10 protein-coding genes are annotated in these 14,584 nt (G+C 38.2%); 9 read left to right on the top strand and 1 reads right to left on the bottom strand.

Going from position 1 to position 14,584, the window contains the following annotated elements; translation table 11 throughout:
* Window positions 1-9 precede the first annotated feature (9 nt).
* Window positions 10-369 (bottom strand): dihydroneopterin aldolase, encoded by a 360-nt coding sequence (folB, locus tag K5G00_RS10730; protein ID WP_238766162.1) that lies wholly within the window; start codon window positions 367-369, stop codon window positions 10-12.
* A 117-nt stretch (window positions 370-486) separates the two neighbouring features.
* On the opposite strand from folB, the gene K5G00_RS10725 reads away from it, so the two are divergent.
* The 9 genes from K5G00_RS10725 (at window position 487) to K5G00_RS10685 (ending at window position 14,577) form a co-directional block, all read left to right on the top strand.
* On the top strand, window positions 487-2,187 hold the full coding sequence (locus K5G00_RS10725) for a glutamine--tRNA ligase/YqeY domain fusion protein (protein ID WP_238766161.1): 1,701 nt from the start codon (window positions 487-489) through the stop codon (window positions 2,185-2,187).
* A 149-nt stretch (window positions 2,188-2,336) separates the two neighbouring features.
* On the top strand, window positions 2,337-2,711 hold the full coding sequence (locus K5G00_RS10720) for a LiaF transmembrane domain-containing protein (RefSeq protein ID WP_158864386.1): 375 nt from the start codon (window positions 2,337-2,339) through the stop codon (window positions 2,709-2,711).
* 96 nt (window positions 2,712-2,807) lie between these two features.
* Complete coding sequence (locus tag K5G00_RS10715; protein ID WP_238766160.1) at window positions 2,808-3,515, top strand: LiaF transmembrane domain-containing protein; 708 nt, start codon at window positions 2,808-2,810, stop codon at window positions 3,513-3,515.
* A gap of 9 nt (window positions 3,516-3,524) precedes the next feature.
* Window positions 3,525-4,574: a sensor histidine kinase gene (locus K5G00_RS10710; protein ID WP_238766159.1), complete on the top strand. Its 1,050-nt coding sequence runs from the start codon at window positions 3,525-3,527 to the stop codon at window positions 4,572-4,574.
* A gap of 6 nt (window positions 4,575-4,580) precedes the next feature.
* Window positions 4,581-5,330 carry a LytR/AlgR family response regulator transcription factor gene (locus K5G00_RS10705; RefSeq protein WP_238766158.1) on the top strand — a complete coding sequence of 250 codons (750 nt, stop codon included), beginning with the start codon at window positions 4,581-4,583 and terminating at the stop codon, window positions 5,328-5,330.
* A gap of 109 nt (window positions 5,331-5,439) precedes the next feature.
* A complete protein-coding gene (locus K5G00_RS10700) occupies window positions 5,440-8,193 on the top strand; it encodes a glycoside hydrolase family 78 protein (RefSeq protein ID WP_238766157.1) in 2,754 nt (917 codons plus the stop codon).
* A gap of 170 nt (window positions 8,194-8,363) precedes the next feature.
* Window positions 8,364-11,651, top strand: a complete 3,288-nt coding sequence (locus tag K5G00_RS10695) for a VPS10 domain-containing protein (RefSeq protein ID WP_238766156.1) — start codon at window positions 8,364-8,366, stop codon at window positions 11,649-11,651.
* Window positions 11,652-12,021: 370 nt separating this feature from the next.
* Window positions 12,022-12,384 carry a BlaI/MecI/CopY family transcriptional regulator gene (locus K5G00_RS10690; RefSeq protein ID WP_238766155.1) on the top strand — a complete coding sequence of 121 codons (363 nt, stop codon included), beginning with the start codon at window positions 12,022-12,024 and terminating at the stop codon, window positions 12,382-12,384.
* A 78-nt stretch (window positions 12,385-12,462) separates the two neighbouring features.
* Entirely contained in the window at window positions 12,463-14,577 is a 2,115-nt protein-coding gene (locus K5G00_RS10685) for a M56 family metallopeptidase (protein WP_238766154.1), read from the top strand.
* Window positions 14,578-14,584 lie beyond the last annotated feature (7 nt).

Here is a 14,584-nt window from a genome sequence, read left to right as displayed (position 1 = left end):
TGAAGGCTTTTATTTTGTTTTTTGAGAAAGCGTTACACTCACTTTTTCAATTTCTCCTCCCATAGGTGGATTTATCTTGGATATTTTTACTTGTGCATTTTTTATTTCAGGAAAGTTTTTGAATAAAGAATTCAGAATTCGTTGTGCAACGTGCTCCAAAAGGTGCGAAGTATTTTGCATTTCCTTTTTTACCAAATTATATACTTCCTGATAATTTGTAGTGTCGTTCAAATTGTCAGAAATAGCTGCTGTTGAGCAATCGGTTTCAAAACGTAAATAAACTTCAAAATTATTCCCTACAACTCTTTCTGTTTTGTAATGACCATGGAATGCATAAAATTGCATTCTTTCAATTTCAATTATTCCCATTCTTTTTTTTGACGAAATTAAAAATTAGTAACCATTCATAATTATTCAAAGTAGTATTAATTAAACTCACAGATCATTTTTTACATTTGTGTTAATAAATTAAGTAGATCAAAGAAAATGGCGGATAATTCTGTAATGAAGGAACAACCAAAGAAAGTGAATTTTATACATCTTCAAATTGATGAAGATTTGAAACAAGGGAAAAATAACGAACGGGTACATACTCGATTTCCCCCGGAACCTAATGGTTATCTGCATATTGGACATGCAAAATCAATTTGTTTGAATTTTGGTATTGCAAAAAAATACGGAGGTAAATGTAATCTTCGTTTTGATGATACTAATCCGTCCAAAGAAGAAACAGAATATGTGGAATCAATCCAGGAAGATGTTCGTTGGCTTGGTTTTGATTGGGAAGATCGTTTGTTTTACGCTTCAGATTATTTTGAAAAGTTGCATGGGTTCGCTATTCAGTTAATAAAGGAGGGAAAAGCTTATGTTGATGATCAGAATTCTGAAACAATAAGTAATCAAAAAGGAACGCCAACACGTCCGGGAACAGAGAGCCCTTTTCGGGACCGTTCGATAGAAGAAAATCTGGACTTGTTTATGCGGATGACCGCTGGTGAATTTGATGAAGGTTCCAAAGTTCTGAGAGCAAAGATAAATATGGCATCGCCAAATATGCACATGCGTGATCCGATCATTTACCGGATTATGAAAGCACATCATCATCGTACCGGCGATAAATGGAAGGTCTACCCGATGTATGATTTTGCACACGGGCAAAGCGATTACTGGGAAGGAATTACCCACTCCATTTGCACATTGGAATTTGAAGTGCACCGGCCACTTTACGACTGGTTTGTTGATCAGTTACAGGATTCAGATTACCGTCCGCGTCAAATTGAATTTGCACGTTTGAATTTAACTTACACCGTGATGAGTAAAAGGAAATTACTTGAACTGGTAAAAGACAAACATGTTAACGGGTGGGATGACCCTCGGATGCCCACCATTTCAGGATTCAGAAGAAGAGGTTATACCCCGGAGTCGATTCGTAATTTTTCCGACCGAATAGGAGTGACGAAGGTGGACGGAATGATCGATGTGTCGCTTCTGGAGTACAGTGTCCGTGAGCACCTGAACAGAACTGCGCAGAGGGTGATGGGGGTTCTGAATCCACTAAAAGTTGTTATTACAAATTATCCTGAAAATGAGTCGGAAGAACTCGAGGCGATAAATAATCCGGAAGATCCGGGAATGGGAACACGAAAGGTTCCTTTCTCGCGTGAATTATATATTGAGCGTGATGATTTTATGGAAGAACCACCGCGGAAATTTTTCCGCCTGGCTCCGGGGAGGGAGGTACGTCTGCGTTATGCTTATTTTGTAACCTGTACAAAGGTCATTAAAGATGAAAATGGTGAAATCGTAGAGCTACACTGTACATACGATCCTGTATCAAAAGGTGGGAATTCACCAGACGGAAGAAAAGTGAAAGCTACCCTCCATTGGGTTTCAGCGATACACGCTGTCAGGTCAGAAGTGAGATTATACGATCGTTTATTTTCAGATGAAGACCCTGGGGGGCATAAGGATGTTGATTTCAAGGATTTTATGAACCCGGATTCCTTAAAGGTTTTAAATGAATGTTATTTGGAACCCTTTGTCAGGGAATCAAAACCTTTGGATCATTTTCAGTTTGAACGTTTAGGATATTTTAATCTTGATTATGATTCAACAACAGAATTACCGGTGTTTAACCGCACTGTCCCTTTAAGAGACTCATGGGCCAGGGCTCAAAACAAGAAATAATTTGAAGGCGGGATTTGTACCCGCTTTTTTGTTTCCTAACGGTGAAAAATACATTTTACCGATTCATTCCCCGTGTTAACCGAATGTTAAGTGACTCGTTGAGGTGGGTGTTTTACTTTTGTTTTTATAAATAGTTTAAATACCGCAACATGGAAAATAAACCACAAAAAGACAATTCGAGAATCGTTTTAGCATTCGTTTTAATTGGAATAGGAGTTTTGTGGATTCTCAGAAAACTGGGGTTTTATATTAATCTGCCTGATATTAACTGGCAGAACATCTTCTTTCCTATCCGACAATTTTTTCACGGATGGGGACATTTTATTTTCTCCTGGCAGATGATTTTAATAATTGTAGGTTTGGTTTTGCTTGCAGGAAAACGATCTCTTGGGATTGTTTTTATCGTTATCGGGGGGATATTTATATTACCAAAACTATTTTATTTCCCCGGGCTAACATTTTCTTTGATTTTTCCGGTTCTTTTAATTGGAATAGGGCTGGCAATGGTGGTAAAACGAATTTGAAGTTGTGTCGATAATACACAATCTTCAATTTTACTAAAGTTTTTTAATGATTAGTTTGGCAAGAAAGGTATATTTGAAACAGTAAATAAGAAAAAAATGGAACATCATAATTCATCGGGGAAAAGAATTTATTTCGGATTATTTTTGATTGCAATTGGGGGATTCTGGATTTTGGAACGTTTGGATTTGATTCCTGACATCTGGGACGACATATTTATATCTTGGCAAATGCTGTTAATTGGTATTGGTGTTTTTTCCCTGATTGGAGGAAACAGAACCAGTGGGACAATCCTGGTCGTTCTTGGAGGCTTTTTCCTTATTCCTGAAATTGTAACCATTCCTTATGAATTGCGACGTATTGGATGGCCAATTTTGATTATTGCTCTGGGGGTCATTCTTTTAGTTACGCACCGAAAGAAGAATGAGCCGGTTATGCACGACAGAAGTAATCTGGGGATGGATTATTTCGACGATTTTGTTGTCTTTGGAGGGCGAGAGGTTTTTATTAACTCCCTGAATTTTTACGGAGGTAAAATAACAACGATTTTCGGAGGAGCTGAATATGATCTTCGGAATGCAAAATTATCTTCCAACGGCGCAGTAATTGATTCTGTTTCGGTTTTTGGAGGATGTGGATTTAAAGTTCCGCCCGACTGGACTGTCAAAAACGAAGTAACAGCTGTTTTTGGCGGTTTCTCGGACAAGCGTGGAGCGTCACCCCATCAGGTAAGCTCGGATCCGTCAAAAACATTGATTATAAAAGGTTTTACTGCTTTTGGCGGTGTCGAAATTAAACACTACTAAACATCAACGATGGACTTTCGGCATCCGTTTATAACCAACTCCCGAATAGCAATCTACTACGGTCTTTTCTGGGTAGCTGCGGCAGTGGCAAATATTCTTGTTTTAACAATAAGTAATAATTTTAATGCGGTTGAGGCAATTGTTCAGGTATGTGCTTTTATGCTTTCATTTGCAGTTATCGGTGCAGCTATCTGGTATGTTATTAAATTCAGTACGCTCGAGAATAACAGTTTTTGGAGGGTTGTTTTTGCCCACGCAATTGCTGCATCAATTATCATATTTATATGGATGTATTTTGGTGTTGTTACCATCAAGTTATTCCACCCCGATCCGGTTGGTTGGTTCGAGCAAAACAGAATGGCCAACGGTATTTTTACCGGGTATGCAATGTATACCATATATGTTGTATTTTTTTATGCAATTAATTATTACAACGGGTTTAAAGAAAAACTAAGAAGCGAAGGAAAACTAAAGGCGCTTGTAAAAGAAGCTGAACTCCATGCACTAAAGTCTCAAATAAATCCTCACTTTCTTTTTAACAGTCTGAACAGTATTTCGTCTTTGACCATGACCGATCCTGAAAAGGCGCAGGAGATGGTTATCAATTTGTCGCAATTGATGCGGTATTCTTTAAAACATAATCAAAATGAAAAAGTTTCTTTTAAACAGGAACTGGAAAATAACAAATTGTATTTGCATATTGAAAAAGTGAGGTTTGGGAAAAAACTGAATCCCTCGTTTGAAATTGATGAAAAGTCATTTAAAGCCGAGATTCCAAATATGATTTTGCAGCCGTTGTATGAAAATGCAATTAAGTATGGTGTTTACGAAGCTACCGATCCCGTTGATCTAAAAACGGTCAGTACAATGACGGAAAAGGGACTGGAAGTAATTATATCAAACACCTACGATCCAAATGTACTCAGTAAAAAAGGAGAGGGAATAGGACTTCGAAATATTCGGGAGAGACTTCAGATTATATACGGGAACCCGGGATTATTAAAAATTTCAGATAACAAAAAAGAATTTGTAGTAACTTTAACTATTCCGCAAAAATAAAGTGTTATGACTGACAAACTAAAAACTGTAATTGTAGAGGATGAAGAATTAGCCCGTAATCTGTTAAAATCATTTTTAAAATCGATTGATAAAGTTGAAATTATTGGAGAATGTGAAAATGGTTTTGAAGGGGTAAAGGTGATCAACGAACTAAAACCGGATTTGGTTTTTCTTGATATACAGATGCCCAAAATTACCGGATTTGAAATGTTAGAGTTACTGGAACACAAACCCAATATAATTTTTGCTACTGCTTATGACCAATATGCGTTAAAAGCGTTTGAATATAATGCCGCCGATTATTTGTTAAAACCTTATTCAAAAGACAGGTTGATCGAAGCAGTTGATAAAGTAGTCGAACGAATTCAAAAAGAGGGCGTAAGTTCCGATGTTGCGGATAAAGTCAGCGATTTTCCAAAAGAAGAATATCTGGACAGGATTGTGGTGAAAGATCGCCACAAAATTCATATTTCTCCGGTCGATCAGGTGCGGTATATAGAATCGATGGACGATTATGTAATGATTTATACAACAGAAGGGCGTTATATGAAACAAAAAACGATGAAGTATTTTGAGGCCGCTCTTAATCCCAATGATTTTATTCGTATTCACCGTTCCTATATTGTTAAAGTTGATGAAATCAGTGAGATACAGCAATATGAAAAGGAATCTTATATTGTTATTTTACATGATAAAACAAAATTGAAAGTAAGTAAAACCGGTTACAAGAACCTGAAAGAGGTGCTGAACTTTTAGTTTGTATTTTATTAAGATTTTTCTCCCTGGATTTTATGCCGAACACAAACGCTTCGATTTAATAAACTAATTTTTTACATTTGGGAATAACTACTTAAATTCCTGAATCGTGAAAAAAGTCTGGCTTATTTTTCTTCTGATTTTTGATTTAGCAGCCCAAAATTTACTGGCATTTGACGTTAAGGTTGAAAACCTGAAAACCGAGATGCGTGTCAATCCTCTGGCTGTTGAGGCCCGAAACCCTCGATTGAGTTGGGAAATTACAGGCGAACAAAGAGGAATTGTCCAAACACATTATCAAATTATTGTTTCATCCAGTCCCGGAAAGTTGAAGGAAGATATTGGCGATGTCTGGAATTCAGGGAAGGTATATTCGGATAAGTCGGTAAACGTTTTATTCAAGGGAAGCAACTTAAAAGAACGCGAAACCTGTTACTGGAAGGTAAAGGTCTGGACTCCAATAGGTGAAAGTAAATGGAGCGAGCCGGCATTTTGGTCGGTGGGCTTGAGGTATCAAAATAGTTGGACGGGTAGATGGATTGGTTTTGAGCGTGCTTTTCCCTGGGATGAGGAGGCTGTTTTTTCAAAACTCTCAGCAAGATATTTTCGCAGAGAGTTTGAAGTAAAAAAAGAAGTACTGTCAGCAAAAGCTTACATTGTAGGGCTTGGTTTGTATGAATTGTTTTTTAATGGCGAAAAAATTGGAACCCAGGAGTTGGCTCCCACGCCAACCGATTTTTTAAAAAATGTTAAATACAATGTTTTTGATGTTACCGGGGAGATCCAACCGGGCAAAAACGCAATCGGTACAATTCTGGGAAACGGCAAATTTTATTCTTGCCGTAAATATAAATTCTACAAAATAAAGGATTTTGGTTATCCTAAAATGCTGTTTCAGCTTGAAATAGATTACGCCGATGGGACAAAAGATTTTGTTGTTTCTGATGAAACGTGGAAAGGAACTGCCGACGGGCCGATTCGAAGCAACAACGAATACGATGGCGAAGAATATGACGCACGTAAAGAAATGCCGGGATGGAACAATGTAGGTTTTGACGAGAAAAGCTGGTTGGCAGCCGAGGTGGTCGATGGCCCTCCGGGAGACATAGAAGCACAGATGAATAAAAATATGAGTGTAATGACAACTGTTAAACCGGTTTCAATCACACATCTGACACCAGAGAAATTCGTACTCGACATGGGGCAAAATATGGTGGGCTGGATAAGGTTTAAAGTGCGTGGAAAGAGAGGAGAACAGATAAGCTTGAAATTTGCCGAAATTGTAAACGACAAAAATGAAATTGCGACCGACAACCTGAGGGATGCAAAATCAACTGATGTTTATACGTTGAAAGGTGAAGGGACAGAAGAATGGAATCCGACTTTTGTTTACCATGGTTTTCGTTATGTCGAGGTTACCGGTTACCCTGGAAAACCGGATTTGACAAATTTTATCGGCGAAGTTGTTTACAATAACGTTGAAAACAGTGGAACTTTTGAGAGTTCAAATTTATTACTTAACCAGATTTTTAAAAATGCATGGTGGGGAATAAACGGGAATTACAAAGGAGTTCCGGTTGATTGTCCGCAGCGAAATGAAAGGGAGCCCTGGCTGGGCGATCGTGCAATTGGTTGTTACGGAGAAAGTTTCCTTTTTGGAAATGAGAATTTATATGCAAAATGGCTTGATGATATTCGTCTTTCGCAAAAAAAAGATGGCAGCATTTGCGATGTGGCTCCGGCGTATTGGAAATACTACTCTGATAACATGACCTGGCCCGGCACTTTTTTAATGGTGGCCGATATGCTTTACACTCAGTTTGGTTATGAACGCGGAATCGTGGAGAATTATGCTGCCATGAAAAAGTGGCTGGAGTATATGAAAGAAAGGTACATGAATAATGATTTTATAGTAACCAAAGATAGTTATGGCGACTGGTGTGAGCCCCCTGTTACCATTGAAGAAGGAATGGGAAAAACAGCTAATGTAAAATACCCTAGCACTTTGATTGCCACAGCATACTATTATTATTTTATGCAATTAATGCAGAAATTTACTCTCATTTCCGGACAAGTTGAAGATATGGAGGTACATGAAGAATTAGCCCAAAAAATAAAAAAAGGGTTTAACGAGCATTTTTTTAATTCCCGGAGTTCGTTTTATGGTGAAAATAAATTAACTGAAAATTTATTACCTCTTTATTTCGGCATGGTTCCCGGGAGTCATGAGCAAAAAGTATTTAATACCATTGTTGAAATAATTGAAAAAGAGAATGACGGACATCTTAGCACTGGTATGATTGGAGTGCAGTGGTTGATGCGGACATTAACGGAAAACGGCCGGGCAGACCTGGCTTATCAACTGGCAACAAATACGACTTATCCGAGTTGGGGATATATGATCGAAAACGGAGCAACTGCAATTTGGGAGTTATGGAATGGAAACTCGGCAGCACCCGATATGAATTCGTATAACCACGTTATGATGCTTGGCGATTTATTGATTTGGTATTACGAAAATTTGGCAGGAATAAAATCCGGTTCTGAGGCTCCCGGGTTTAAGCAAATTATTATGAAACCTGAAATAATTGACGGACTTGATTTTGTAAACGCAAGTTACCGTTCAAATTATGGTTTAATCAAAAGTAGTTGGGAAAAAACAAACAATAAGTTTCGCTGGAAAGTTGAAATCCCCGCCAATACTTCAGCAATTGTTTATATTCCCGGTAATTCTGTTGCTGCAGTTACGGAAGGTGGTTTGCCTTTGAATAACAGCGATATTTTTAAATTCATAAAATTGGACAAAAACAGGGTTGTATACCGGATTGGGTCCGGGACTTATGATTTTGTTTCCGGTTTTTAAGCATTTTCAAAATACGAAAGCTTTGTGTCTCGATGCAGATATATTTTTCTGAAAAAAATGTGTGTATCGTGACATTCGTCCTGTTTGACTTAGTTTTTCATTTGTATTTTTTGAGTTTGTTTTTGAATTTGCTGAATATCCCGAAAAAATATTAAACTAAATAAATGATTATGAGAAGATTTGTACTTATTCTGGTTGCTGTTTTTTTTGTTTCGACAGTGACTTTTGGAAAAAAGAAAGAAGAAACGAAAGCAAAGGGTGATACCATTATCACCAGCAGTTTGGTGAGCGGTTTAAAATTCCGCAATATCGGACCAGCCTGGGCCAGTGGAAGAATTGCCGATTTTGCCGTAAATCCCGACAATCCCAAAGAGTATTATGTAGGTGTAGCAAGCGGTAATGTTTGGAAAACAACGAATAACGGAACAACATGGAAACCCATTTTTGATAGTTATGGAGCTTATTCTATTGGAATTGTAGAACTTGATCCCAATAATGTAAATGTGGTCTGGGTTGGAACCGGTGAAAATAACCATCAACGTGCATTAGGATATGGAGATGGAGTATACAAATCATTGGATGGAGGTAAGTCTTTCAAAAATGTTGGATTGAAAGGGAGCCGTCAGATTGGTGGAATTGTGATTGACCCCCGGAGTTCAGATGTTGTTTTTGTTGCTGCTGAAGGTTCTGCATGGGGCGCCGGTGGCGACCGTGGTTTATATAAAACCGTTGATGGGGGTGAAACCTGGAATAAAGTTCTTGAAATAAGTGAGAATACAGGAGTAAACAATGTTCTTATGGATCCTTCCAATCCTGACATTATGTACGCTACGGCAGAACAACGTCGCAGAACATCGTTTACAAAAATCGGAGGTGGCCCGGAATCAGCAGTTTATAAATCAACCGATGGTGGCGAAAACTGGAGAAAAGTTATGAAAGGCCTTCCATCCGTTGACATTGGTGGAATGGGAATTGATGTTTCGCCGGTTGACCCCAATGTTGTTTATTTAATTGTAGAAGCGGCCGAAGATAAAGGTGGATTTTTTCGCTCGACTGATAAAGGAGAAAGCTGGGAGAAAATGAGCGACTATCATTCAAGCGGGCAATATTATAACGAAATAGTTTGCGATCCCAAGGATGTGGACAAGGTTTATTCAACAGAAACTGTGTCGAGGGTTACAACTGATGCCGGAAAAAACTGGAATCGAATCAGTACCGACGGAAGACATGTTGATGACCATGCCATCTGGATAGATCCTGCTGATACAGAACATTATTTGATAGGTGGAGACGGAGGTATTTATGAGACCTGGGATTCAGGCGCTACTTTCGATTTCAAAGAAAATCTTCCTGTTACTCAGTTCTATCGTGTACATGTGGATAATGCGAAACCTTTTTACAATGTGTACGGTGGTACGCAGGATAATAACTCAATGGGAGGGCCCTCTCAAAATATTATGCGCGATGGTGTGATCAATGATGAGTGGATTGTTACATTAGGCGGCGATGGATTTTGGGTGGCTACCGAACCGGAAAATCCCGATATCGTTTATACCGAATACCAATATGGAAATGTATATCGTTATGACAAAAAGAGCAAAGAATCCATTAATATTAAACCACGCGAGAGAAAAGAAGAGTTGACGTACAAATGGAACTGGAATGCTCCATTATTTGTAAGCCCGCACAAGGGAACTCGTGTTTATATGGCTGCGAACAAAGTTTTCAGAAGCGAAGACCGTGGTGATACATGGAAAGTTATCAGTGACGATTTAACAGCTCAGGTGGATCGGAATAGTTTCCCGGTAATGGGAAAATACTGGCCGGCAAACGCAGTTGCAAAAGACGTTTCAACATCGCAGTGGGGAACCATTGTATCGCTGGCAGAATCGCCTGTTAAAGAAGGTTTACTTTATGCAGGAACCGACGACGGAGTGATTTCAGTTACCGAAAACGGAGGCGATTCATGGACACAGGTAAAATCATTTCCCGATGTGCCGGAGTATACTTATGTGAGTGACATTTGGCCCGATCGTTTTGATAAAAATGTGGTTTACGCCACTTTTGATAATTTAAAACGTGACGATTTTAAACCTTACGTTTATAAAAGTACCGATAAAGGACAAACCTGGACTTCCATTAGTGGCAATCTTCCTGAAAACGGAACAGCTCATACCATTGTTCAGGATTTTATTCGCCCCGAATTACTTTTTGCGGGAACTGAATTTGGTGTGTTTTTTACAATTGATAACGGTGAAAACTGGGTGCAGTTAAAATCCGGAATTCCGACCATTGCCGTTCGCGATATTGCTATACAGGAACGTGAAAGTGACCTGGTGCTGGCTACATTTGGTCGTGGATTTTATATTCTTGATAATTACAGCCCGCTGCGCGACGTTTCATACGAAATGGCGGCACTGGAGGCAAAAATATTTCCCGTAAAAGACGCGCTGTTGTATATTCAGGACAGTAACAAGGATAACCAGGGGAGTACATACTTCAAGGCACCAAATCCGGAATACGGAGCCACATTTACCTATTATTTGAAAGAAGTTCCGAAAACTAAAAAACAACTTCGAAAGGAAGAAGAAAAGAAATTGTTTAAAGAAGGAAAACCGATTCCGCAACCTACCTGGAGAGAACTGCAACTGGAAGATAAGGAAGAACCAAGTCATCTGATTTTTACCATTTATGACGCAAATGATAATGAAGTCAGACAAATCACAACTTCCCCATCAAAAGGAATAAACAGAATCAATTGGGATTTACGTTATTCTATGCCAACAAGCGTTCGAGTAAACGGCAGTTTTAATCCGGCTTCTGTAGCAAGTGGTGGCCGTCGCGGAGGTGGAATTCTGGCCATGCCGGGAACATACAAAGTAGGCTTGCAGATGTGGCACGAAGGGGAGTTGACTACTCTGGCAGAGCCGGTTCAATTTGTTTGTAAAAAATTGAACAATACTACTCTGCCGGCAGGAAACTATAAGGAGAATGTTGAATTTGCACAAAAAGTGAGCAAACTTGCGATTGCAGTGGTTGGAACCGGGCAGATGATTGAGGATATGAGTTCAAGAGTGGAGCATATTAAACAAGCCATTTATTCAACGCCGGCTGCCAGTCAGGAATTGATGGATAAAGCGCGGGCGCTGGGTAAAGAACTGGAAGAACTCAATTTCAAAATGAATGGTGTTCCGGCCAAAGCCAGCGGTGAAGAAGTTCCGCCGACCCAGGTGCCAATCAACGACAGGTTAGGCAATATTACTTATGCACATTACGGTTCAACAAGCGGAATAACCACAACTGAAAAAGAAGGTTATGAAATTCTTGCTGAGGAATTCCCACCCGTTTTAAATGCTTTGAAAAAAATTGTTGAACAAGATATTCCGGCATTGGAAGCTGAGTTAAATAAAATAAATGCTCCATGGACTCCCGGAAGGATGCCGGTTTGGAATAAATAAAGTACAAAATTGTTTGTAGAGTAGCTATAAAGCCCGGTTTTGCCGGGCTTTTTTTTGGAGTCAGCGATTTTCAAACCGTCTCTAAGTCTTTGTTCTGGTTCAATTTTGATGACGACAACATCAATGAAAACTATTCTTTTTAGTAAAATAACTATTATTTATAGTTGATAAACTATAAAATATAGTTATATTTGTTTTGTTGTTCCTGAAAAATGATAGTTCAAATTTAAAGATAGCCTCTGTTTTTGTCGTTACGTCTTTGAGCTTTCCGGCAACAAATGCCTCAGATTATTGCAGGTGCAATTGACGCCGGATATTTTGAAAGAATGCCGGATGAAACAGAGGAGTCATAATAGAAGGTTGTTTAGCTATGAAAAAACTCACGCAAAAGGAAGAGGAAATTATGTACCTGTTTTGGGAGAAGGGCCCAATGTTTGTAAAAGAGTTAAAGGAATTTTACACCGAACAGAAACTGCATTATAACACGCTTTCCACCATTGTTCGAAGTTTAGAGGAAAAGGGATTTATTGACCATGAACAGTTTGGAAATACATACCGATATTTTGCAGCTGTTACCAAACAGGAATACAGCAAAAAAACACTCGGGAGAGTGGTGAAAAAGTACTTTGATAATTCGTATAAAAATGTGGTCTCTCTTTTGGTAGAAGATGAAAATCTTTCGCTGGAAGAATTAAAAAAGTTAATTGAAGAAATAGAGAACAGTAAAAAATAGAAAATGACTCCCTTTTTTGTTTATATTTTGAAATCTTCAGCTTGTTTGGCTTTATTTTTTATCGTGTTCAAACTGGCCATGAGCAGGGATAAAACGCACAAATTAAACCGTTTTTTACTGCTGGGAATATTGTTTGTTTCGGCGCTGATTCCTTTTGTTCAGGTTCCTTTTTTTTATAAAAGAACGGTAGTTAAACCCGTAGAATTTGTGCGCGAAGTTTTTATTCCTGTAAGTCCATCTGTTGAGGTTTTTGCGCCCGGGATAGAAATTGCTTCCTTACCTGAAAATACCGGGATTCATATAAATCCATGGTTGGTTTTCTATTTGATTGCAATTTCTTTTTTAGTGCTTCGGCTGGCGATATCGGTTTCTCGGATTTTCCAGTTGTACAGACGCTCTGAAAGAATTGGTTTTCATCGGTTTGTATTGGCGGTGGTAAAAGATCATATCCAGCCCTTTTCTTTTGTTAAACACATTTTTATTTCTGAAAAAGATTACGAATCAAATCAAGAAATATTAATTGCGCACGAAGCGGAACACATCAGGCAGAAACACCATATCGATTTGTTTTTGCTTGAGGCTTTTACTTTGTTTCACTGGTTTAATCCCTTTGTGTGGTTGTTGCGGCGCGATTTAAAATTAGTTCACGAGTACCAGGCCGACCAGGCCGTTCTGCAAAAAGGCATCGATGCCAAAAGATACCAATTGTTGGTTCTTAAAAAAGCTGTTGGCGAAAGACGTTTTGCCATGGCAAACCATTTTGTACAAAAACCAATTTTTAAACGCATGAAAATGATGAAAAATAATCAAACAAATCGTTGGGGCGGACTTAAGCTGATGTACTTCTTCCCGCTGATTATTTTGATGTTACAGGCTTTTACCCGGCCTGATCTGATTCAGAGAACCGAAGAATTGATTCCATCCGTTTTTCAAAAGAATGAACAGGAGAAATGGTTGGAGAAATGGACTTCAGAAGAGATTGGGAAGGGTTTTTTTGATCCTGATATAAGAACAGAAAGCTCGTTAAAAAAAGACAATAATGTTTTGGTGATTTTAATGAATGCTAATGATGAATATTTGATTGAAGGAGAATATCATAAAGCAGTTGAAATAAAATCAATTGTGAAAAGCTTTTTGTATGGCAAAAATCCGGATGGCAAAAAAGGTCCTGATTATTTGGAAAAACAAATTCCGGCTATTGGAAAATTAAAAGTCTCACAAGGTATTATTTCTTACAAACATGACCTTGCCTCTTCCTCTGAAATGGTGAATAACACGATAAGAGCCATTGGGGAAGGCTGTATGGAAGTTAGAAATGAAAAAGCAAAGGTGTTATTTGACCGGGAATATTTTGCTTTGGATGATGAAAGACAGGAAGCTGTTGACAAAGCTGTTCCCATTTGGTTCTCGTATATGTCACCCAAATCACCAACCCCAAATGTCTGGTTACCTTTTGAAAGAAAACCATCGCCACCTGGGCCAATTAAAATTACTTTTAAAGGAAATGGAAATGTAACTGTTGAGAATCATAAATTTGATTCGTTTGAAGAATTTGAAGAAAATCTAAAATATTGGACCAGAGAATTAGACGAGTTCAATAAAGATCGACGAAGTCAAGGATTTTATCGTGCAAACGTTACTTATGAAGATATTCCAAGGTCTGAGCAGAAAAATATAGATTATATTTTGTATAAGAATAATGTTCATGTTGAGCATTTAGAAAGTAATGTGGAATTTACATCTGTAATTATACAAATAAAATCAGACTCTAATGAAGCCGATTTGAAGGATATTCGGCAAAAGGCTGAAAAAAACTTTAAAAAGTATAATGGTGAATTTAATGTTCTGATTCAATATGCTGACGGAGTTACAGAAGAACAAATAAAAGCAGTTGAAGATATATACAAGGAGCTGGGAGTAAAAAATATATCAGCTAAAGAATATGAACGACCTTCTCTCCCGTTACTGTTAATACATCTTTATCCAAATGAAGTAAAAAACGTCTTTTTAGATACGATTTCAATGGAAGATGTTTCTGAATATACAACGAGTTGGTTGGAGAAAGTCAGGTCGGAATATTTAGCAGCTATCTACGCTCATCAAAATGTATCAGAGGAAAGGATACAACAATTGAAAGAAAAAATTAGGGATGGCGGAGTAGAAGCACAAATAAGTGTAAAAAAATTGAATTAAGTATATT

It is taken from the genome of Maribellus maritimus (assembly GCF_022267315.1).
In the GTDB taxonomy this organism is placed as follows: Bacteria; Bacteroidota; Bacteroidia; order Bacteroidales; family Prolixibacteraceae; genus Draconibacterium; species Draconibacterium maritimum.
Note: the sequence above shows the minus strand (reverse complement) of the source record. Positions and strands in the feature narration are given on the sequence as shown.